Origin of the sequence: Pseudoduganella sp. S-14 (genome assembly GCF_049913285.1) — a bacterium.
Lineage (GTDB): Bacteria > Pseudomonadota > Gammaproteobacteria > Burkholderiales > Burkholderiaceae_D > Rugamonas.
The window spans coordinates 5212827-5234904 of record NZ_CP183991.1; the positions used below are offsets into that span (position 1 = coordinate 5212827).

20 protein-coding genes are annotated in these 22078 nt (G+C 62.5%); 12 read left to right on the forward strand and 8 right to left on the reverse strand.

Going from position 1 to position 22078, the window contains the following annotated elements; genetic code table 11:
- Positions 1-73: 73 nt before the first annotated feature.
- Positions 74-961 (forward strand): LysR family transcriptional regulator, encoded by an 888-nt coding sequence (locus ACN9MZ_RS24035; RefSeq protein ID WP_426339364.1) that lies wholly within the window; start codon positions 74-76, stop codon positions 959-961.
- Here the strand turns inward: ACN9MZ_RS24035 and ACN9MZ_RS24040 are convergent.
- From ACN9MZ_RS24040 to ACN9MZ_RS24050, 3 genes are read right to left on the reverse strand one after another with little or no spacing between them, the layout of a single operon-like run.
- A complete protein-coding gene (locus tag ACN9MZ_RS24040) occupies positions 958-2382 on the reverse strand; it encodes an efflux transporter outer membrane subunit (RefSeq protein WP_426339365.1) in 1425 nt (474 codons plus the stop codon). The two genes, ACN9MZ_RS24035 and ACN9MZ_RS24040, sit on opposite strands and share 4 nt — an antisense overlap.
- Before the next feature lie 15 nt (positions 2383-2397).
- On the reverse strand, positions 2398-3960 hold the full coding sequence (locus ACN9MZ_RS24045; protein ID WP_426339366.1) for a DHA2 family efflux MFS transporter permease subunit: 1563 nt from the start codon (positions 3958-3960) through the stop codon (positions 2398-2400).
- A gap of 8 nt (positions 3961-3968) precedes the next feature.
- A complete protein-coding gene (locus ACN9MZ_RS24050; RefSeq protein ID WP_426339367.1) occupies positions 3969-5111 on the reverse strand; it encodes an HlyD family efflux transporter periplasmic adaptor subunit in 1143 nt (380 codons plus the stop codon).
- 150 nt (positions 5112-5261) lie between these two features.
- On the opposite strand from ACN9MZ_RS24050, the gene ACN9MZ_RS24055 reads away from it, so the two are divergent.
- From ACN9MZ_RS24055 to ACN9MZ_RS24070, 4 genes are all read left to right on the forward strand, one after another.
- Positions 5262-5906 carry a TetR/AcrR family transcriptional regulator gene (locus tag ACN9MZ_RS24055; protein ID WP_426339368.1) on the forward strand — a complete coding sequence of 215 codons (645 nt, stop codon included), beginning with the start codon at positions 5262-5264 and terminating at the stop codon, positions 5904-5906.
- Positions 5907-6015: 109 nt separating this feature from the next.
- On the forward strand, positions 6016-6198 hold the full coding sequence (locus tag ACN9MZ_RS24060; RefSeq protein ID WP_130310722.1) for a hypothetical protein: 183 nt from the start codon (positions 6016-6018) through the stop codon (positions 6196-6198).
- Positions 6199-6293: 95 nt separating this feature from the next.
- The gene (locus ACN9MZ_RS24065; protein ID WP_426339369.1) at positions 6294-6608 is read left to right on the forward strand and encodes a DUF3144 domain-containing protein; all 315 of its coding nucleotides are present in this window, start codon (positions 6294-6296) and stop codon (positions 6606-6608) included.
- Positions 6609-6712: 104 nt separating this feature from the next.
- Positions 6713-7267 (forward strand): hypothetical protein, encoded by a 555-nt coding sequence (locus ACN9MZ_RS24070; RefSeq protein ID WP_426339370.1) that lies wholly within the window; start codon positions 6713-6715, stop codon positions 7265-7267.
- Positions 7268-7271: 4 nt separating this feature from the next.
- On the opposite strand, the gene lpdA is transcribed toward ACN9MZ_RS24070, so the two are convergent.
- The 4 genes from lpdA to ACN9MZ_RS24090 all read right to left on the reverse strand — a co-directional run bounded on the left by lpdA (position 7272) and on the right by ACN9MZ_RS24090 (position 14585).
- Entirely contained in the window at positions 7272-9062 is a 1791-nt protein-coding gene (lpdA, locus tag ACN9MZ_RS24075; protein ID WP_426339371.1) for a dihydrolipoyl dehydrogenase, read from the reverse strand.
- A 10-nt stretch (positions 9063-9072) separates the two neighbouring features.
- Positions 9073-10737: a dihydrolipoyllysine-residue acetyltransferase gene (gene aceF, locus ACN9MZ_RS24080; protein ID WP_426339372.1), complete on the reverse strand. Its 1665-nt coding sequence runs from the start codon at positions 10735-10737 to the stop codon at positions 9073-9075.
- Between the two features lie 22 nt (positions 10738-10759).
- The gene (gene aceE, locus ACN9MZ_RS24085) at positions 10760-13456 is read right to left on the reverse strand and encodes a pyruvate dehydrogenase (acetyl-transferring), homodimeric type (protein ID WP_426339373.1); all 2697 of its coding nucleotides are present in this window, start codon (positions 13454-13456) and stop codon (positions 10760-10762) included.
- 229 nt (positions 13457-13685) lie between these two features.
- Complete coding sequence (locus ACN9MZ_RS24090) at positions 13686-14585, reverse strand: hypothetical protein (RefSeq protein WP_426339374.1); 900 nt, start codon at positions 14583-14585, stop codon at positions 13686-13688.
- A gap of 19 nt (positions 14586-14604) precedes the next feature.
- On the opposite strand from ACN9MZ_RS24090, the gene ACN9MZ_RS24095 reads away from it, so the two are divergent.
- Complete coding sequence (locus ACN9MZ_RS24095) at positions 14605-15429, forward strand: DUF2071 domain-containing protein (protein WP_426339375.1); 825 nt, start codon at positions 14605-14607, stop codon at positions 15427-15429.
- Here ACN9MZ_RS24095 and ACN9MZ_RS24100 read toward each other — a convergent pair.
- Positions 15395-16132, reverse strand: coding sequence for an AAA family ATPase (locus ACN9MZ_RS24100; RefSeq protein ID WP_426339376.1), 738 nt, complete (start codon positions 16130-16132; stop codon positions 15395-15397). The two genes, ACN9MZ_RS24095 and ACN9MZ_RS24100, sit on opposite strands and share 35 nt — an antisense overlap.
- 89 nt (positions 16133-16221) lie before the next feature.
- Between ACN9MZ_RS24100 and folD the strand changes: the two genes are divergently transcribed.
- From folD to ACN9MZ_RS24130, 6 genes are all read left to right on the forward strand, one after another.
- Positions 16222-17067, forward strand: coding sequence for a bifunctional methylenetetrahydrofolate dehydrogenase/methenyltetrahydrofolate cyclohydrolase FolD (gene folD / locus ACN9MZ_RS24105; RefSeq protein ID WP_426339377.1), 846 nt, complete (start codon positions 16222-16224; stop codon positions 17065-17067).
- A 193-nt stretch (positions 17068-17260) separates the two neighbouring features.
- Positions 17261-19333, forward strand: a complete 2073-nt coding sequence (locus ACN9MZ_RS24110) for a M3 family metallopeptidase (protein ID WP_426339378.1) — start codon at positions 17261-17263, stop codon at positions 19331-19333.
- A 16-nt stretch (positions 19334-19349) separates the two neighbouring features.
- Positions 19350-19982 carry a DUF4124 domain-containing protein gene (locus ACN9MZ_RS24115; RefSeq protein ID WP_426339379.1) on the forward strand — a complete coding sequence of 211 codons (633 nt, stop codon included), beginning with the start codon at positions 19350-19352 and terminating at the stop codon, positions 19980-19982.
- 16 nt (positions 19983-19998) lie between these two features.
- Positions 19999-20421: a DNA polymerase III subunit chi gene (locus tag ACN9MZ_RS24120; RefSeq protein ID WP_426339380.1), complete on the forward strand. Its 423-nt coding sequence runs from the start codon at positions 19999-20001 to the stop codon at positions 20419-20421.
- 3 nt (positions 20422-20424) lie between these two features.
- On the forward strand, positions 20425-20793 hold the full coding sequence (locus ACN9MZ_RS24125) for a hypothetical protein (protein WP_426339381.1): 369 nt from the start codon (positions 20425-20427) through the stop codon (positions 20791-20793).
- Between the two features lie 71 nt (positions 20794-20864).
- Positions 20865-22007 (forward strand): branched-chain amino acid ABC transporter substrate-binding protein, encoded by a 1143-nt coding sequence (locus ACN9MZ_RS24130; protein ID WP_426339382.1) that lies wholly within the window; start codon positions 20865-20867, stop codon positions 22005-22007.
- Positions 22008-22078: the final 71 nt, after the last annotated feature.

Consider the following 22078-nt stretch of genomic DNA (forward strand, 5'->3'; position numbering starts at 1 on the left):
ACGCCAGTATGCGCTCCGTCACCACAGGAATAAATGAGCTATCATTTAGTTAATTACAAACTCATGATTAGCAATGGACAAGCTCCGCAGCATGGAAGTATTTGTCGCCGCCGTCGACACGGGCAGCTTCACGGCCGCAGCCGAGCGCTTCGGCATTTCCGCCGTCATGGTGGGCAAGCACGTGCGGGAACTGGAACAGAAGCTGGGCGCCGCCCTGCTCACGCGCACCACGCGGCGCCAGTCCCTGACCGAGATCGGCCGCCAGTATGCCGAGCAATGCCGAACCATCCTGGCGCAGATCAGCGCGGCGGAAAGCCTGGCCGAAACCATGCGTTTGGCCCCGCGCGGTGTGTTGAAGGTGTCGGCAGCAGTCTCGTTCGGCATGGAATGGCTCAGCCCCATGATCCCCGAGTTCCTGGAAATGTACCCGGAAGTCAGCCTGGACCTGAACCTGAACGACCGCATGATCGACATGGTGGAAGAAGGCTTCGACGTGGCCGTGCGCATCGGCAAGCTGGAAGATTCATCGCTGGTTGCACGGCCACTACGGCCCTATGGCCTGGCGATTTGCGGCTCGCCCGAGTACCTCGCACGGCGCGGCGCGCCGCAGCTACCGGCCGACCTCGCGCAACATGAATGCCTGGAATTCAGCGGCTGGGTGCCGCAGGCACGCTGGCGGCTGAAGGGAGAGAAAGACGCGCGCAACGTACCGCTCAGTCGCCTGCGCGCCAACAACAGCTACGCCCTGAAACAAGCCGCGCTGAAAGGCTTCGGCCTGATCATGCAAGCCGAAACAGCGCTGGCGCAAGACATCGCCGCCGGCCGCCTGGTGCGCGTGCTGGACGACTACCTGCCCACCCCGCGCCCCATGCACCTGCTCTACCCCCGCAACCGCCAGCCCACACCCAAGCTGACCAGCTTCATCGACTTCGTGCTGTCCCGCCTCGGCCCAACCGATTAAAAAGTCGGGGCTTGCCAGCCGCCGCCGAGGGCGCGGGCGAAGCTGACCGTGGCGAGCATGCGCTGGGTGTTGATCTGCACGGCGGCGCGGTCGGCGGCCAGGGCGCTGCGCTGGGCGTCGGTGACGTCGAGGTAGGTGCTGATGCCGCGCTCGTAACGGGCGCGGGCCACGTCGTAGGCGCGGGTGGCCGCTTCGCGGGAAGTGGCCTGAACCTTGCCTTGCTGCGTGCGCTGCTGCACGTCGGACAGGGCGTCTTCCACTTCACGCAAGGCAGTCAGCAGCTTGCCTTCGTGGTTGGCTACCGCTTCTTCGTAGCGGGCCTTGGCAACCGTCAGGTTGGACTGGTTGCGGCCGCCGTCGAAGATCGGCAGCGACAGCGCCAGCGGACCGAGGCTGAAGACGCGCGAACCGCCTTTGCTGATATCGCTCAAGCTTTCCGAGGCGTAGCCGAAGTTGCCGGTCAGGCTGACCGATGGGTAGAACGCGCCTTCCGCTACACCGACGTTGGCATTGGTCGCGCGCAGGGTGGCAACGCTGGCGGCCAGGTCGGGACGGTTGGCCAGCAGGTTGGCTGGCAGACCGGCTGGAATGACCGGCGGCGCCGGCAGTTCTGTAGCGCTTGCCTGCGCCAGCTGCATGGTCGATGGCGAAGCGCCGACCAGCACGGCCAGCGCGTGTTCCAGCGTGTTGCGCTGGCGTTGCACTTCTTCCAGGTCGGCTTCGGCGTTGGCGCGCTCGATGCGGGCACGCGAGGTGTCCAGCTCATTCGACAGGCCGGCGTTGAAGCGGGCGTTCACCAGGTCCTCGGTTTCCTTGCGGGTGGCCAGCGCGCCGCGCAGGATGGCCATTTCGGCATCCAGTCCGCGCAACTGCCAGTAGGTAGTGGCGATCTGCGAGGACAGCAGCAACAGCACGCCGTCGCGGTCATGGCTGGCCGCCAGCGCTTGCGCGTCGGCCGATTCCACGGCGCGGCGCACGCGGCCGAACAGGTCCAGCTCATACGAGAAGCCGGCTGCCACGGAGTAGTTGTTGCCGTGGATCGAGCGGTGGCCCAGGGCGATGCCTTGCGAAGTATTGGCCGAGCTGCGCGAATTCGATACGCCGGTGCTGAGCGTCACGGATGGCAGCTGGCCGGCTTTCACCAGTCCCAGTTGCGCTTCGGCCTGGAACAGGCGCTGCGCCGCCGCCTTGACGCTCGGGCTGTCGCGCAGGGCCTGGTGCTCAAGCCGGTTCAGCGTGTCGTCGCCGAACACGGTCCACCACTGCGATGGCAGTTGGGCTTCGCCTGCTGCGCCTTGCGGCGCGTGGCGGAAGGCCTGTTCCTTCATGCCTGCGGGCGCCTTGAAGTCGCTGCCCACGGTACCGCAGCCGGCCAATACCGCCGCCGCGCCGACTGCCATTGCAATCATTTTGATGTTCATAGTTCTTACTCTCATTTAGTGCGCACCAGCGCCGCCGCCCGAAGGGGATTTCACCTTGTCGGACAGCCACAGGATCAGGATGCAGGACAGCAGGATGCCGCCCACGATCAGGAAGCCGTCGTTGTATGCCATCACGAAGGACTCGCGCCGCACGATGCCATCGACCGCCTTCAGCGCCTTGTCCGATGCGGTAACCGGGTCGAAGCCTTTGCCGATAAACGACTGCGTCAACTGGTCCAGGCGCAGCTGGGTCGCGGCCGAGAAGCTGTTCACTGCCTCGCCCAGGCGGGCCGAGTGGAAGTGTTCGCGCTGCGTCAGCTGGGTTGCCAGCAGGGCGATGCCGATCGAGCCGCCCAGGTTACGGATCATGTTGAACAGGCTCGATGCCGATGCGGTGTCTTTCGGCGCAATGCCGTTCATCGCGAAGTTCGACAGCGTCAGCATCACAAAGGGCTGGCCCAGCGCGCGCACCACCTGCGACAGCAGCAGCTGGTCGTAGCCGGTGGTCGCGTCCATATAGGCATTCATGATGCAGGAGACGCCGAACAGCCCCAGGCCGATCGAGCATAGGATGCGGTTGTCGACCTTCATCGACAGCTTGGCCGCAAAGGGCATGATGAACAGCTGCGGCAAGCCGGCCCACATGATCACTTCACCGATCTGCATCGGCGAATAGCCGGCGATCTGGCCCAGGTACAGCGGCAGCAGGAACGATGAGCCGTACAGGCCCATGCCCATCACCGCCGCCAGCGCCGACGCCACCAGGAAGTTCCGCTGCGTGAACAGGCCCAGGTTGACGAAGGGATGCGGCCGCATCGCGCTGGTCAGCACCCAGCCCAGCAAGCCCACGATAGCCAGGCCGGCAAAGGCGATGATGAAGCCGGACTCGAACCAGTCCTTGCTGTTGCCCTCTTCCAGGAAGATGGTCAGGCAGCCCAGGCCCATCGCCATGAAGGCGATGCCCAGCCAGTCGGCATTGAACAATTCACCAAGCTTGCGCTGCTCGTGGTCGAGGCCATAGGCCACGCCGGCGATCAGCAGGATGCCGGGCACCCAGTTGATGTAGAAGATCGAAGGCCAGCCATACAGCTCGCTCAGGTAGCCGCCCAGGGTCGGGCCCATGGAAGGCGCCAGCGTTGCGGTCAGGCCGAAGATCGCCATGCCCACTGCGCGTTTCGACGGCGGCAGCTTGGCCATCACCAGCGTCATCGCCATCGGGATCAGCGCGCCGCCGGAAAAGCCCTGCATCATGCGGAACATGATCATGCTTTGCAGGTTCCAGGCCGCGCCGCACAGGGTCGAGAACACCAGGAACAGTGCAGTGGTGCCCATCATGTAGCCGCGCATGCCGAAGGTGCGCGTGAGCAGCGCCGTCAGCGGGATCACGATGATCTCGGCCACCAGGTAGGCGGTCGAAATCCAGGAGCCCTCTTCCTGTGTCGCGTTCAGCGCGCCGAGGATGTCGCGCAGCGAGGAGTTGGTGATCTGGATATCGAGCACCGCCATGAAGGCACCCAGCATGCCCGCGGCGACTGCGATCCAGGTGCGGCCGGATACCCGGCCTTCAGGCACCGTCATTGGGGCACTCATTTTGCGTTCGCTTGAGTGTTCGATTTGATGCTGACTTCAGCGATGGCCGACATGCCCGGCACCAGGCGGCCTTCATAGGCTTTCAGGTCTTCCGGCTTGAAAGTGATCTTCACCGGCACGCGCTGCACGATCTTGGTGAAATTGCCGGTGGCGTTATCGGCCGGCAGCAGCGCGAACTGCGCGCCGGAGGCTGGCGAGAACGAGTCAACGCGGCCAACCAGCTCCTTGCCGGGCAGTGCGTCGATGGTCAGGCTCACTTCCTGGCCCACGCGCATGTCGGCGAGCTGGGTCTCCTTGAAGTTGGCAGTGACCCACACATTATCCTGCACCAGCGCCACCAGTTGCTGGCCTGGCTGCACGCGCTGGCCTACTTCCAGGGTGCGCTTGCCGACGCGGCCATCGACCGGTGCGACGATACGGTTATAGGCCAGTTGCTGCTGCGCGTCTTTCAGCTGCACTTGCAGCACTTTGACCTGCGCCTTCAGCACTTCGCGGGCGGAGGTGGCGGAGCCGATTTGCGCTTTCGCGGCAACGGCGCTGTCCTTGCGTGCCGCCACGTCGGCGGTGGCGCTGGCGCGGGCGGCGGTGGCCGCATCCAGTTCGGCTTTCGAGACCGCCTTCATCTGGCTGGTATACAGCTGGCCATAACGCTCGGCGTCCTGCGATGCACGCAACTGGTTGGCTTGCGCCTGCGCCACTTGCGCAGCAGCGGCGCTGGCTTGCGCATTCACTTGCGCGATCTGGGCGTCTGCCTGCAGCACCTGCTGCTGCACGCTGGCGATCTGCGCCTGGATCTGCTCGACCTTCACCTGCTGGTCGAAGGGATCGAGCTCGGCGATCACGTCGCCTGCCTTCACCAGCTGGTTGTCGTCTACCAGCACCTTGGTCACCACACCCGAAATGCGCGAGGACACCGGATGCACGTGGCCGGCCACGTAGGCATTTTCCGTTTCCACGTAATGGTGGCTGCGGTACCACATGCGGCCGCCAGCGGCCAGGGCTGCCAGGGCGATCAGGCCGGCGATGACGAGCACGCGACGGTTCGGAGGAGTGGCGGCTGTGGCGCTGGCCGCCTGCGGCGCGCCGGCTTCTGGCACGGTGCTGAGCACTTTTTGTTCGGCTGGGTTGTGCTGGGACATGGTGGGAAACTCCCTGAAAATGAAATGAGTCGTGTGCATTATTGGTCAATCAATGATCAAAGTCAAGAAATGAAACGATTGCATTTCATTTTTATTTGGCATAAAGTGGGGTCTCTGCTAGCCTTCGGGCATTACGTACGGTTTTCAATCATGTCTATTGAACAAGTTATCGAGCCAGTCAAAGCCGGGCGCCCCAAGGCCGCCGAGGCCGAAGCGCGCCTGAACGACCTGCTGGATACGGCCGCCCGGCTCATCCTGGAAAAGGGCTATGGCAAGGTCAGCCTGGAAGCCATTGCCAAAGAAGCGCGGGTTGCCGTGCGCACCATCTATGTGAAGTTCGGCGGCAAGGCCGGCCTGCTCAAGGCGATCTTGCTGCGTCACCGCGCCGGCGCCTTCGATCCGGTCGGCATGGAAACCCTGCACCGCCCGGTGCGCGAAACGCTGCTGGAGTTCGGCCTGCGCTTCCACCGCCTGGTCAGCACGCCGGCGGCTACCGCGCTCTATCAAATCGTGGTGGCGGAAGCCCACGCCAACCCCGATCTGGCCGAGGCGTTCTGGGACGCCGGGCCGCGCCAGACGCGCGAGCTGGTGGCGCGTTATTTCGCGCGCCCGGACGTCCGAGCCCAACTCGACACCAAGGCGTCGCCGGAGCGGCTGGCGATCCATCTGATGAACTGCCTGATGGGCGACCAGTTGCGCCGCTTCCTGTTCGACTCTCGCTGCGGCGTGGCCACCACGCCAGAGGAGATCGAGCAAGGCGTGGACCTGTTCCTGCACGGGGTCTTGCAGCGTTAAGCAGCCCTTAAGCGCGCGCGGCAGCGTATGTGCGCTAGCGAACGGTGCCACCGCGGCTGGCTGCCCGATACTGAACTTCTCGAGAACCAAAATTAAAGTGGGAGGTTGTATGAGCAAGGTCGATCGGCTCGAATGGAGCAGGAAAATTGCCACGATCAACGAGCGCATCAAAGGTTTCCAGGAAAACCCGAACAAAGAACACCTGGACGCCGCGATCAATGAACTCAAGGCCTATGCGGAGGCTGCCAATAGCGGCGGTATCGAAATCCCAGAGCGCTTCATTGCGAGCTGACAACAAACCGGGCAAAAGCCCGGTTTTTTTATTGCAGCAACGCGCTTCCTGTGTCACGATGCCCACCCCTAGTATCAACTTATTGGTAGTAAATCATGAGTGAACAAGCAACCCAACAGCAGCAGAACGACGACCAGAAATTCTTCGAGAACATCGACGCCTACATTGCACTGGCCAACGCCCACGAAAACAGCAACAAGGGCGCCCCGCAACTGGTAGGCGCCAGCCTGCTGTTCGCCGCCGCCCGCTACAACACCTACCTGGTAGCACGTGCCCAGCCTGACCTGGAAGCCTTCAAACTGAAGAAAGAAGAAGCCAAGGCCTACTTCATGGACCAGTTCAACAAGATGTTTGACGATAACTGGGAAGACTACGGCAAGCACTTCGAGCAGTACCGCGACCAGAAGTAAGCAACTCCCGGGCTCGCGTGGCCCCAGGAAAATTGCGCATGATGGCCCTGTCCGGGCAAGCGAGCCGAGACTAAGATCGTGCTTTCGACGCCCGGATCATCACCATGAAAACTGCCTTCATTGCGCTCCTGGTCTTCTTTATCCACATCGGCGCCCCCGCAGCAGCTCCTTCAGCGAGCGATGGCCAACAGGACTTCAATTGGGAATTGGGGACCTGGCAAACAACACTGCGGCGACTCAGCAAACCCCTTACCGGCAGCCAGGAATGGCTTGAATATGCCGGCACGACGACCGTCACTCCGCTGATGGGAAAACGGGCAAATATCGTTGAATTTGATGTGCAGGGCCCTGCCGGCAGGATTGCTGGAGTTTCCCTACGCCTGTACCAGCCTGCGAGCGGGCAGTGGAGCCTGCATTTCGCGAATCTCGCCAATGGCGCGATGACGGAGCCAATGCACGGCAGCTTCAAGCAGGGGCGCGGCACCTTCTTCGGCCAGGACACGCTGGATGGCCGCAAGATCCTGGTCCGCTTCCTGATTATCCCGCTTGGCGCGGACCAGTGGCGCTTTGAGCAGGCCTACTCCGCCGACAATGGAAAGACCTGGGAGGACAACTGGATCGCGGTCGATACGCGCCAGGCTGTCCTCCCATCGCGCTAACGGCTTAGCGCTTGCGCGGCGGCGGCAGGTCGGTGCAGACGCCTTCGTAGGCTTCTGCTGCCATGCCGATCGATTCGCCCAGGGTTGGGTGCGGATGGATCGTCTTGCCGATGTCGATGCCGTCGGCGCCCATTTCGATCGCCAGGGCGATCTCACCAATCATGTCGCCGGCGTGGGTGCCGACGATGGTGCCGCCGATGATGCGGTGCGTCTCTGCATCGAACAGCAGCTTGGTGAAGCCTTCGTCACGGCCGTTGGCAACGGCGCGGCCGCTGGCTGCCCATGGGAAGTGACCCTTCTCGACCTTGATGCCCTTGGCTTTCGCTTCATCTTCGGTGATGCCGGCCCATGCCACTTCCGGATCGGTGTAGGCCACCGACGGAATGATCTTGGCGTCGAAGTGCGCCTTCTCGCCGTGGGCTGCTTCGGCGGCAACGTGCGCTTCGTGCACGGCTTTGTGCGCGAGCATCGGCTGGCCGACGATGTCGCCGATGGCGAAGATGTGCGGCACATTGGTGCGCATCTGGCTGTCGACGTTGATGAAGCCGCGGTCGGTGACGATCACGCCGGCCTTGTCGGCAGCGAGCTTCTTGCCGTTCGGGCTGCGGCCGACTGCCACCAGGACCATGTCGTACAGCTGCGGTTCCGGTGCGGTGGCGCCGGCTTCGGCGGCTTCGAAGGTGACCTTGATTCCTTCCGGCAGCGCTTCCACGCCGACGGTCTTGGTCTTGGTCATGATGCGGTCGAAGCGCTTCTCGTTGTACTTCTGCCAGACCTTCACGGCTTCGCGGTCGGCGCCTTGCATCAGGCCGTCCAACATTTCGACCACGTCGATGCGGGCGCCGAAGGTGCTGTACACGGTGGCCATTTCCAGGCCGATGATGCCGCCGCCAATGACCAGCATCTTCTTCGGCATAAAGCGCAGTTCGAGTGCGCCGGTGCTGTCGACGATACGGTTGTCTTCAGGGACGAATGGCAGCTTCACCACACTGGAGCCGGCGGCGATGATGGCCTGCTTGAACTGCACGACCTTCTTGCTGCCGTCGGCCGCAGTGACTTCAATGTGGTTAGGGCTGAGGAACTGGCCCACGCCCTGCACCACGTTCACCTTGCGCATCTTGGCCATGCCGGCCAGGCCGGTGGTCATCTTCTTGATGACGGCGTCCTTGTAGCTGCGCACCTGGTCGATGTCGATGGTCGGCTTGGCGAAAGTGACGCCGTTCTTGGCCATGTGGCTGGTTTCGTCGACCACGGCTGCCAGGTGCAGCAGGGCTTTCGACGGAATGCAGCCCACGTTCAGGCAGACGCCGCCCAGGGTCGCGTACTTCTCGACCAGCACGGTGTTCATGCCCAGGTCCGCGGAGCGGAAGGCGGCGGAGTAGCCGCCAGGACCGCCACCGAGGACCATCATGTCGCAGGTGATGTCGACCTGGCCGGCGTAGCCGCCAGCCTGCGGCGCGGCCATGGGAGCAGCTGGTGCTGCTGGAGCAGCGGCCGGCGCCGGTGCTGCTGCGGACGCAGGAGCCGCGGCCGGCGCGGCTGCGGCAGGGGCGGCGGCGCCTGCGGCCTCTTCCAGCACCATCAGCGCCGAGCCTTCGCTCACCTTGTCGCCAACCTTGATCTTGAGTTCCTTGATCACGCCAGCGTGGGTCGACGGGATCTCCATCGATGCCTTGTCGGATTCGACGGTGGCCAGCGACTGGTCGACCTTGACGGTATCGCCAACCTTGACCAGCAGCTCGATCACTTCAACGTCCTTGAAGTCGCCGATGTTCGGTACTTTAACTTCGATCATCGCGGCCTCCTTACAGCAGGATCTTGCGCATATCGGCCAGTACTTCGGCCAGGTATGCAGCGAAGCGGGCACCGGACGCGCCGTCGACCACGCGGTGGTCGTAGGACAGCGACAGCGGCAGCATCAGGCGCGGCACGAACTGCTTGCCGTCCCATACTGGCTTCATGGAGGACTTGGACAGGCCCAGGATCGCCACTTCCGGTGCATTCACGATCGGTGTGAAGGCAGTACCGCCGATGCCGCCCAGCGAGGAGATGGTGAAGCAGGCGCCCTGCATGTCGGTCGGCTTCAGCTTGCCTTCGCGCGCTGCCAGCGACAGTTCGCCCATTTCCTTGGCGATCTGGGTCACGGATTTCTGGTCGGCGTTCTTCACGACCGGCACCACCAGGCCTTGCGGCGTGTCGGCAGCGAAGCCGATGTTGTAGTACTTCTTCAGGATCAGGTTCTCGCCCTTCTCGTCCAGGGACGAATTGAAGGTCGGGAATTTCTTCAGCGCGGTCACCGAGGCCTTGATCACGAAGGCCAGCATGGTGAGCTTGACGGCGTCCTTGTTCTTGGCGTTGGCGTTGTTGCTGTCGACGCGGAACTGTTCCAGGTCGGTGATGTCGGCGTCTTCGAACTGCGTCACGTGCGGGATCATCACCCAGTTGCGATGCAGGTTCGGGCCGGAGATCTTCTTGATGCGCGGCAGCGGGGACAGCTCGGTTTCGCCGAACTTGCTGAAGTCCAGCGATGGCCATGGCAGCAGGTTCAGGCCTGCACCGCCGCCAGCGGCTGCCGGTGCGGCATTCGGTGCTGCGACTGCGCCGGAGACGATGCCCTTGACGTAATTTTGCACGTCCAGCTGGGTCACGCGGCCTTTCGGACCGGTGCCGCCAACGCGGGTCACGTCCACGCCCAGTTCGCGGGCAAACTTGCGGACGGATGGAGAGGCGTGGGCCAGCTTGCCGTTGACGGCAGGCGCGGACGGCGCTGCAGCGGCAGCAGGAGCCGCTGCTGGAGCCGGGGCTGCGGCGGGAGCGGCAGCAGGAGCCGCGGCTGGCGCAGGCGCTGCCGCTGGGGCGGCGGCACCGCCGACAGCGTCAACGATCAGCACCAGGGAGCCTTCAGCAACCTTGTCGCCTACCTTGACCTTGATCTCTTTCACCACGCCGGCGTGCGACGATGGAATTTCCATGGAGGCTTTGTCGGATTCGACGGTCACCAGGGACTGGTCCTTGGCGATGGTGTCGCCGACCTTGACCATCACTTCGATGACTTCCACTTCCTTGAAATCGCCGATATCGGGGACTTTGACTTCGACCGGGCCCGAAGCAGCCGGCGCAGGCGCGGCGGCAGCGGCAGGCGCTGGGGCAGCAGCAGCAGGCGCGGCTGCCGGAGCTGCGGCTGCAGCCGGCGCGGCGGCAGGAGCGCTCGGCGCATGCGCCTCGCCAGCGCCGGATGCTTCAACGATCAGCAGCAGCGAGCCTTCGGCCACCTTGTCGCCAACCTTCACCTTGATTTCCTTGACGACGCCGGCCTGCGACGAAGGGATCTCCATCGATGCCTTGTCCGATTCAACGGTCACCAGCGACTGGTCGACCTTGATCGTGTCGCCCACCTTGACCATCAGTTCGATGACTTCAACTTCCTTGAAGTCGCCGATATCCGGGACTTTCACTTCAACCATGCTCATAGTGTTTGCTCCGTCTTCTTATTTATTGGGTCACCGGATTTGGCTTGTTCGGGTTGATGCCGTACTTCTTGATGGCGTCTTCCACCACCGACATCGCGATCTTGCCTTCGTCCGCCAGGGCGCGCAGGGATGCGACGGTGATGTAGTAACGGTTCACCTCGAAGAACTCGCGCAGCTTGGCGCGGCTGTCCGAACGGCCAAAGCCATCGGTGCCCAGCACCTTGTAGGTGCGGCCTTCCGGCATGTAAGGACGGATCTGCTCAGCGAATGCACGCATGTAGTCAGTGGTTGCAACGATCGGGCCGGTGCTGTCCTTCAGCAGGCCGGTCACGTACGGCACGCGCTGTTCCTTGGTCGGGTTGACCATGTTCCAGCGTTCGCAGTCCTGGCCATCGCGGGCGACCAGTGTCAGCGAAGGAGCGGACCAGACGTCGGCAGCGATGTTCCAGTCGTTCTTCAGCAGTTCTGCAGCGAAGATGGATTCGCGCAGGATGGTGCCCGAGCCGACCAGCTGCACGCGCTGCTTGGCGGACTTGTCGCCCTCTTGCAGCAGGTACATGCCCTTCAGGATGCCCTCTTCCTGGCCAGCCTTCAGGCCTGGGTGGGCATAGTTCTCGTTCATGATGGTGATGTAGTAGAACACGTCTTCCTGCTCACCCACCATGCGGCGCAGGCCGTCCTGAATGATGACTGCCAGTTCATGGCCGAAGGTCGGGTCGTACGGTACGCAGTTCGGGATGGTCGCTGCAACGATGTGGCTGTGGCCATCTTCGTGCTGCAGGCCTTCGCCGTTCAGCGTGGTACGGCCGGCGGTACCCGCCATCAGGAAGCCGCGTGCGCGCATGTCGCCCGCTGCCCAAGCCAGGTCGCCAACGCGCTGCAGGCCGAACATAGAGTAGTAGGTGAAGAACGGGATCATCACGCGGTTGTTGCTCGAGTACGAGGTCGCCGCGGCGATCCACGAGCTCATGCCGCCCGCTTCGTTGATACCTTCCTGCAGGATCTGGCCGGCCTTGTCTTCGCGGTAGTACATCACCTGGTCTTTGTCGACCGGCTCGTACAACTGGCCTTGCTGGTTGAAGATGCCGATCTGGCGGAACAGGCCTTCCATACCGAAGGTACGGGACTCGTCAACCAGGATAGGCACCACGCGCTGGCCCAGCGACTGGTCGCGCAGCAGCGCGGTGATGATACGCACGTAGGCCTGGGTTGTGGAGATCTCGCGGCCTTCCGGGGTCGGGTCGGTCACGGCCTTGAAGGCCTCCAGGCCTGGCACCACCAGCTGCTCGTCGGCCTTGGTGCGGCGCGATGGCAGGTAGCCGCCCAGTGCCTTGCGGCGCTCGTGCAGGTACTTCATTTCAGGCGCGTCGTCGGACGGCTTGAAGAACGGGATGTCTTTCAGCTGGTCGTCCGGGATCGGGATGTTGAAGCGGTCGCGCATTTCGCGGATCGCCTCGTCGTCCAGCTTCTTGGTCTGGTGCGCGGTGTTGCGCGCTTCGCCGGATTTGCCCATGCCGAAGCCCTTGACGGTCTTCACCAGCAGCACGGTTGGCTTGCCGACGGATTCGTTGGCCATCTTGAATGCGGCGTAGATCTTGTGCGGGTCGTGGCCGCCGCGGGTCAGTCGCCAGATGTCGTCGTCCGACATGTTGGCCACCATTTCCAGCAGCTTCGGATGCTTGCCGAAGAAGTGCTTGCGCACGTAGGCGCCGTCCTTGGCCTTGTAGTTCTGGTATTCGCCGTCGACGGTTTCCATCATCACCTTCTGCAGGATGCCGTCCTTGTCCTGTGCCAGCAGGTTGTCCCAGCCCGGGCCCCAGATGACCTTGATAACGTTCCAGCCGGCGCCGCGGAAGTCCGCTTCCAGCTCTTGAATGATCTTGCCGTTGCCGCGCACCGGACCGTCCAGGCGCTGCAGGTTACAGTTGACCACGATGTTCAGGTTGTCCAGCTGTTCGCGGGCGGCCATGCCGATCGCGCCCATCGATTCCGGTTCATCCATCTCGCCGTCGCCGCAGAAGGCCCAGACCTTGCGGCCGTCGGTGTTGGCGATGCCGCGTGCGTGCAGGTACTTCAGGAAGCGCGCCTGGTAGATCGCCATCAGCGGGCCCAGGCCCATCGATACGGTCGGGAATTGCCAGAATTCCGGCATCAGTTTCGGGTGCGGGTAAGAGGACAGCCCTTTGCCGTCCACTTCCTTGCGGAAGTTCAGCAGTTGTTCTTCGCTCAGGCGGCCTTCCAGGAAGGCGCGCGCATAGACGCCGGGCGACGAGTGGCCCTGGATGTACAGCAGGTCGCCGCCGTGCTCGGCGCTCTCGGCTTTCCAGAAGTGGTTGAAGCCGATGCCCAGCATGTTCGCCAGCGAGGCGAACGAGGACAGGTGGCCGCCCAGGTCGCCGTCCGCGCGGTTGGCCTTGACGACCATTGCCATCGCGTTCCAACGCATCCACGAGCGCAGGCGCTCTTCGTATTCCAGGTTGCCTGGGCAGTGGGCTTCTTTGTGGGCGGGGATGGTGTTGACGTAGGCGGTATTGGCGGAGAACGGGATATCGGCGCCGCGGCGGCGGGCCAGGTCGACCAGTCGCTCCATCAGGTAATGGGCACGTTCAGGGCCTTCGTTTTCCAGGACGGCTTCCAACGCCTCCAGCCATTCTTTGGTTTCCTGTGCATCAGGATCGTTGGCCGTTTGTGCCGTGACCTGGTCAAGTTGAGCTGACATGTAACTAGTCTCCTATCAATTGAAGGCGCCCCACCCTGTGTGCTCCGGACGGTGCAGGTGATTATTTATTAAGACTTTGGCTAAGTGTGAAGGATTCTATCAGCGAATTCGCCATTTTTCAAATTGCGGAAGTTGATTTTACAATGTGAAATTTGACGCAAGCCGTGCGGGCGGCTTCAATCATCGCGATTCGGTCAGGCGGGCGGCGCACGATGCGCCCCGCGCCCCGTCACTTGCGGCAGAGCCCCAGGCGCGGATTAAAGGGATCGAGCCACAGCTCCCTGCGGGAAAGCATGGCGGGATCGATGTCCTTGTTCGGCAGGTCGACGCGGCGCCGTTTGCACAGTTGGGCGCGCTGCAGAGCGGCGCGGTGGTGCTCGAGCACGAAGCGCTCCAGCGTGCCGTCCTTCAGCAGCGACTCCATGCCGGCGCGGATGCGTTTATATAGGCGAGGGTTCTTGGGCGAGACGAAAAACATCGACGGTATGTTGTCGTGCAGCAGAATGCTGTCCTCTACCGCCAGTTGGGGAAAGGCTTGCTTGCGCAAGTCATACTCCTGGAAGATCTCGTTCACACCACGTGGGAAGTAGTCGAAACGGCCAGCGATCAGCATATCGAACAGGCCGATGTAATTACTGCCCGTGACGTACTTGAAGCCATTGTCCTGCAGCGAAGCTCGCGTTACCCATACAGAACCAACGCCGGCGGTCAGGTCCTTGAGTCCCTGCGGCAGGGCCATCTTGCGCATTCGGTCCTGATTCCTTCTGTCGATCAGGGCAATGCGCCAGCTTTGCAGCCCCATGTCGGTCGGCACTGGAACCGCACGCAGGGTCTTGAGCCATTGGGCGTCGGCCGGATAGGCCGTTACGTTAATCAGCTTTCCGTCCTTGAGCGCTTCGAGCAGTCGTGGACGCTCCATATGGACGTCCGCGTATTCAATGGTGTACGGCCCGAATTCGGGTGCCGTACGCTCCATCACCTTCTGCAACAAGGCTTTTGAATACTCGCGCCGCAGGTCGGCGGACGAAGCGGCACGGTCGAAGATCACGGCATCCACCGCCCGGGCGTCGAACGCCGCGCATGCCAGTAACAACGCGGCCAGGCGAGCGATTGTCTCCTTTATCTTCATTCGCCTATGATATCGTGATATGACCAACAATTACATTCATCCAACGCCGGGACTCCCCGGCCGCCTGCTCGCCCGCCTCGCTAATTCCCGACGCATCGCCACCGCCCGCCGCGCGGTGTTTTCGCGCCTGCCGTTCCTGACGCTTGAAAGCGATGTGCGCGACGTCGTTTATCTGACCTGGATGATGGATGCTGCGGACGCGCAGGCAATGGTGCCGGTAGGCGTGCGCTTGTGGCAGCGCAACGGCCTCACCCCGTTCAGCATCCTGACCTATCGCCATGGACACTTTGGTCCGGCGCTGGCGGGGCCGGCGCGCCGTCTGATGCCATCGCCCTTGCAAAGCAACTGGCGCTTCTACCTGGAGGAACCGGGCAAGGTCTACTTCGTGCGGAATATCATGGATAGCGCGCTTCATGCGCTCGGCACGCGTATGTTCAGCGATATCCTGCCGACGCACTTGCCCGGGCGCTTTGTGCACGCGCGCGAGGGAGAGGGATACTTCACCAGCATCGAGCCTGGAGCCGGCAGCGCACCGCTGCTGGAAGCCCGAACCCGAGCAAACAGTCAGCGCGTCCTCCCGCCGGACCTGGCCGGCGCTTTCGCCAACTGGGACGAGGCAGTCGCCTTCCTCGCGTGCCAGCACATGGCGGTGATCGAGGTTCCTGGGCTTGGCCGCATGGTGGAATCTGCGATCAGCCTGCCGATTCCGCTCGATGAGGCGCTGCCGTTGGTGGCTGAATCGGTGAACTGCCCGATGGCTGGCGCCGGGGCGGGCACACCCTTCTGCTTCGCCGTGCCGCGGGTGCGGTTCAGGGTTCTTTCGGAGTCTCTAGCAGCTTCTTGAGCACGCCGCGCGGATTGGCCATGAATTCGTGCATGACTTCATAGTGCTCGGTGTCTTCGTAGGCGCGCTGCCGGATGCCTTCCGGCGTGCAGACGAAGATGCTGGCCTCCGGATAAGCCATCAGGATCGGAGAATGGGTCGCGATCACGAATTGCGAACCTTCCTGCACCAGCTCATGGATGCGCTTCATGGCACGTAGCTGGCGCTGCGGCGACAGTGCCGCCTCGGGCTCGTCGAGGATGTAAAGACCTTTGCCGCCAAACCGGTTCTCCAGCAACGCGAGAAACGATTCGCCATGGGATTGTTCATGCAGCGGGCGTTCGCCGTACGAACGGCCAACGTCCAGGTCTTCGATCGCGGTGGCCACATTGAAAAAGCTCTCGGCTCGCAGGAAATAGCCGTCCTTCGGCATGCGCGCACCACGCCCAATGCGCAAGTATTCATGAAGGCATGAATGTGATTCGCGGGTGCTGAAGTTGAAGTTTTTGCTGCCGCCTTCCGCGTTGAAGCCCAGCGCGACGGCCAGGCCCTCCAGCAAAGTCGACTTGCCTGAGCCGTTTTCGCCGACGATGAACGTCACCGCCGGGTCGAATTCGAGGCGGCCGAGGTGGCGCACGGCGGGCAGGCAGAAGGGGTAAGCCGAGAAATCCGGCGTCTTGTCGGGACGCAGCTGGGCGTCGATCAGGAACTGATAAGAGATCATTTGTTGGCAAGCTTACAATCATGTGCAGTGCAGGACAAGGCCGCCACCATTTATAATGGCGACTTTCCATTCCACCAATCCAAGCAATCATGTCTGCACAACTGATCGACGGAGTAGCACTCTCCCAAAAACTGCGCGCTGAAATCGCTTCCCGCGCCGCGGCACTGACCGCCAAGGGCAAACAGCCTGGCCTGGCCGTGATCCTGGTCGGCGACGACCCGGCCAGCCACGTCTACGTGCGCAACAAGGTCAAGGCATGCGAAGACGCCGGCATCCGCTCCGTGAAAGAGCAATACGCTGCAGACATGACCGAGCAAGCCCTGCTCGAACGCATCGCCACCCTGAATGCCGACCCAAGCATCCACGGCATCCTGGTGCAGATGCCGCTGCCCAAGCACATCGACCCGCACAAGGTGATCGAGGCCATTGCTACTACCAAGGACGTGGACGGCTACTCGGTGCTGAGCGCCGGTGAACTGATGACCGGCCTGGAAGGCTTCCTGCCATGCACGCCTTACGGCTGCATGAAGCTGATCGAATCGACCGGCGTTTCGCTGAAGGGCAAGCATGCTGTCGTGATTGGCCGTTCCAACACCGTTGGCAAGCCAATGGGCCTGCTGCTCTTGCAAGCTAATGCCACCGTCACCATCTGCCATAGCGGAACGGCGGACCTGGGCTATCACACCCGCCAGGCCGATATCGTGGTGGCTGCAACTGGCCGCCGCAATACCCTGTCTGCTGATATGGTAAAGCCGGGCGCCATCGTGATCGACGTCGGCATCAACCGCGACGAAAACGGCAAGCTGTGCGGCGACGTGGACTTTGCGGGCATCAAGGAAGTGGCTTCGCATATCACGCCGGTGCCGGGTGGCGTGGGGCCGATGACCATTACCATGCTGCTGATGAATACCATTGAATCGGCGGAGCGCGCTTAAACCGGTAAACCTGGGTCTGACCCAAGGGTCAGACCCAGTCAGCGCCGCTGCTGCGGGTTTGGTTGTGCGCCTTTGACTTTCGACGAACGCCAAGGGCTTAGAACCAACTCTGTAGTGTATGCATATAGTGGGTCTGACGGGGACGCCGAGTCCCTTGGGTCTGACCCGGATTTTAGGGCTTTGAGGAGCAAAAATGACTGACAATCCCCTGCTGGACTTTAGCGGCTTGCCGCGTTTCGATGCAATCAAGCCCGAACACGTCACTCCCGCAATCGAGCACCTGCTTGAAAAGAACCGCGCCGCCGTGGCGCAACTGGAAGCGCCAAGCGACCAGGTAACCTGGGATAACTTCGTCACCCCGCTGGAGAATTCCACCGAGCTGCTGGGCCGCGCCTGGGGCATCGTCAGTCACCTGAACAACGTGGTGGATACGCCCGAGCTGCGCGCCACCTACAACGAAAACCTGCCGAAAGTGACCGAGTTCTGGACCGCCCTGGCCCAGAACGAGGCGCTGTTCGCCAAATACAAGGCCTTGCGCGCCAGCGCGGAATTCGCCACCCTGTCACCGGCACGCCAGCGCATCGTCGACAACGCGATCCGCGACTTCCGCATGGGCGGCGCCGAACTGCCGGCCGACAAGAAGGAACGCTTCGCTGCAATCCAGGAAGAACACGCCGCCACCAGCACCCGCTTCAGCGAGAACGTGCTGGACGCCACCAATGACTGGAAACTGCTGGTGGAGGACGAAGCCGAACTGCGCGGCCTGCCCGACGATTCCAAGGCTGCCGCCAAGGCGCTGGCCGAAAAAGACGGCAAACAAGGCTGGCTGTTCACCCTGCACTTCCCTTCCTATTACCCGATCCTGCAGTTCTGCGACAACCGCGCGCTGCGCGAAAAGGTCTACCGTGCCAACGCCACCAAGGCTTCCGACCTTGGCGATGCGTTCAGCAAGCGTGACGATTGGGACAACACCGCTAATATCGCCACCCTGCTGACACTGCGCGCGGAAGAAGCCGGCCTGCTCGGCTACAAAAACTTCGCCGAAGTCTCGCTGGTGCCGAAAATGGCCAAGTCGCCGGAACAGGTCATCGAGTTCCTGGAAGACCTGGCCAAACGCGCTCGCCCGTTCGCCGAAAAAGACCTGGCCGAACTGCAGGCCTACGCCAGCAAGGAACTGGGCATCGACAACCTGCAATCGTGGGACCTGCCCTACGCTTCCGAAAAGCTGCAGCAGCACCTGTACTCCTTCTCGGCGCAGGAAGTGAAGCAGTACTTTCCCGAGCATAAAGTCGTGGACGGCCTGTTCAAGCTGGTGCAAACCCTGTTCGGCGTCAGCATCCGTCCGGACAGCGCCCCGGTCTGGCACAAGGACGTGCGCTTCTACAGCATCGAACGCGATGGCGTGCTGGTAGGCCAGTTCTACCTGGACCTGTACGCCCGCGAAGGCAAGAGCGGCGGCGCCTGGATGGACGACGCGCGCGGCCGCCGCATCAAGAACGGCGAGCTGCAAACTCCGGTCGCCTATCTGACCTGCAATTTCACCGAACCGCTGGTGGTGGACGGCGTGCCGCAGCCATCGCTGTTCACCCACGATGAAGTGATCACGCTGTTCCACGAATTCGGCCATGGCCTGCACCACATGCTGACCCAGGTTGAAGAGCTGGCGGTGTCCGGCATTTCCGGCGTCGAATGGGATGCTGTCGAGCTGCCATCGCAGTTCATGGAGAACTTCTGCTGGGAATGGGATGTGCTGAGCCATATGAGCGCCCACGTGAAGAGCGGCCTGCCGCTGCCGCGCGCCCTGTACGACCGCATGCTGGCGGCCAAGAACTTCCAGTCCGGCCTGCAGACCCTGCGCCAGGTGGAATTCGCCCTGCTCGACATGCTGCTGCACTACGATTTCCAGCCATCCGGCACCAAATCGGTGCAGGACGTGATCGACGAAGTGCGCCGCAAGTTCGCCGTTATCATCCCGCCAAGTTTCAACCGATTCCAACATTCCTTCGGCCATATCTTTGCCGGAGGCTATGCGGCGGGATACTATAGCTATAAGTGGGCGGAAGTACTGTCTGCCGACGCCTACGCAGCCTTCGAGGAAGCGGCGGCGCTGGACGGCGGCAAACTGTCCACAGAAACTGGTAAACGCTTCCAGCAGGAGATCCTGGCCGTCGGCGGTTCGCGCCCGGCACTGGAGTCGTTCACCGCATTCCGCGGCCGTGAGCCGAGCATCGACGCCCTGCTGCGCCACAGCGGCATGGCGGCTTAATGGAGATAGAAAGTCAATGAAACGCGCTGCCCTGCTTTTGCTGCTGCTGACTGCCAGCGCGGCGCACGCCCAGATGTACAAGTGGAAGGACGAAAAAGGCGTCACCCACTTTACGGAGACGCCGCCGCCAGCCACCGCCAAGAAGGCTGAAGTAAAGAACTACAACACCGCCGGCGCCGGCGGCGCCGAGTTGCCGGCCGAACTGGCGGAGGTGGTGCGAGCCCGTCCGGTAGTGCTGTACACCACCCCCAACTGCGGTGCCGGCTGCAATATGGCCCGCACCCTGCTGGCCAACCGCGGCATCCCGTACCGCGAAAAGACGGTTTCCACCAACGACGACTTCGATGCCATGAAAAAGGCCGGCAGCGAAGGCCAGGTGCCATTCCTGCTGGTCGGGCGCACGCGCCAGATCGGCTTCGAGCAAGGTGCCTGGGATAGCGCGCTGACCCAGGCTGGCTACCCGACCGAGAAGATGCTGCCGCCGGGTTATTCGAACCCGCCGCCTACGCCGGCCGCGCCGCCGCGCGCTCCGAGCGCCGAGGAAGTAGCCGCCGGCAAGGCGGAAGCCGACCGCGCAGCAGCCGCAGCGGAAAAGGCTCGGCGCGAACGCGAAACGCCTAAAAACGCACCGCCGAACTTCCGCTTCTGAGACGCATTAAGAAACAATGACGCAGATTGATTTCCACAGCGGCGTGCCGGACAAGGTTGCCTATGCCTGCCGCCTGCTGCGTAAAGCGTATGCCAGCACGCCGCGCATCGTCGTGATGACCGAAGACGCAGCGCAACTGGCGGAGCTGGACAAGGCCCTGTGGACCTTCTCCGCCATCGACTTCCTGCCGCACGCCCACGCCAACGATCCGCTGGCACCCGATTCCGCCATCGTGCTGGCCGACAGCGACACGACAGAACTGCCGGAAGCCGCACTGCTGGTCAACCTGGCGCGCCGCGCTCCTGCGCAGTTTGAGGCGTTTGCGCGTTTGATCGAAGTCATCTCCTCCGACGAGGAAGATGCAGCGGCGGGCCGCCTGCGCTATGCTGCCTACAAGCGCCAGGATTTCCCGCTCAAACACCTCACTGTAGGCAAGTAGTTAATGAACCAGCCTTTTGACGCCAGCATCCCGGTCCTGACCGAAATCATGAACGACGAGGCGCCGCCGCCGGCGCCCGCCGTTGCAGCGGCGCCGGCCGACGAAGCGCAACCCGCGCCGAGTGATGCAGTGGACTGGGAAGCGCTGCAGCGCCGCGTCTCCGAGCAGGTGCTTCTGCAGTTGTCGAACCGCGTCGATTTCGTGCTGGAGCAACGCATCAAGGACAGCATGGCCGAAGTCCTGGAACATGCCCTGCAGGCCCTGACGGCGGAAATCCGCGATGGCCTGCACGACACCATCGGCAAGATCGTCACCCGCGCCGTGCAGCAGGAAATCACGCACCTGCAGGCCAGTTCCACCCGCCAGAAATAATTCCCTCTTTGCCATTCGGGGATTTTGTTGTATTTTCTCTGGCAAATCCGACTTTTTGACTGGAGCCCCCGATGCAGTTCAAGAACAAGTTCATCCCTGTCGCCCTTGCCCTGGCATTTGCCGGCAGCGCCTACGCACAGGACACTATCAAGATTGGCCACGTCGCCCCGGTATCGGGCCCTAATTCGCACCTGGGCAAGGACATGGAAAACGGCGCCCGCATGGCCGTTGAGGACCTGACCGCCAAGGGCGTCAAGATCGGCGGCAAGCCAGTCAAGTTCGTGGTGCAGTTCGAAGACGATGCGGGCGACCCGAAACAGGGCACCACCGCCGCGCAAAAGCTGGTGGACGCCAAGGTCCAGGGCGTGATCGGCCATCTGAACTCCGGCACCACCATCCCGGCCTCCAAGATCTACTACGACGCCGGCATCCCGCAGATTTCGCCGGCGGCCACTTCGCCGGTGTACACCAAGCAGAAGTTCAACACCGCCTTCCGCGTAGTTGCCAACGACAACAAGCTGGGCGGCACCCTCGGCGCCTATGCAGTGAAGAACCTGGGCGCCAAGAAGATCGCCGTGATCGACGACCGCACCGCTTACGGCCAGGGCGTTGCCGACGAATTCGTCAAAGGCGCCAAGAAAGCCCTGCCGGGCGTGCAAGTGGTCGGCAAGGAATTCACCAACGCCAATGCCACCGATTTCAACGCCATCCTGACCAACATCAAGTCCAAGAATCCGGACCTGGTGTTCTTCGGCGGCATGGACTCGGTCGGCGGCCCGCTGCTGCGCCAGATGAAGGCGCTGGGCATCAATGCCAAATTCATGGGTGGCGACGGCGTCTGCACCGATGCGCTGTACCGCCTGTCCGCCGGCGCTGCCGCCGATGGCGTAGTCACCTGCGCCGAAGCCGGCGGCGTGACTGCCGACATGCAGAAGAACATGGACGACTTCCGTGCCCGCTACAAGAAGAAGTACGGCCAGGAAGTGCAACTGTACGCGCCGTATGTCTACGACGCCATCATGACCATGGCGGACGCCATGGAAAAAGCCAATTCGTCCGAGCCGGCCAAGTACCTGCCGGTGCTGGCCAAGATCAAGCACCAAGGCGTGACCGGCCTGATCGAGTTCGACCCGTTCGGCGACATCAAAGATGGTGCGTTGACCCTGTTCACCTACAAGGGCGGCATCAAGACCAAGATGGAAGTGGTCAAGTAACAAACGCAGTACGCGAGAATTATCGGGGGGAGCCCGTGGGCCGCCAGCCAGCATGGCGGCCCGTTTTCGTT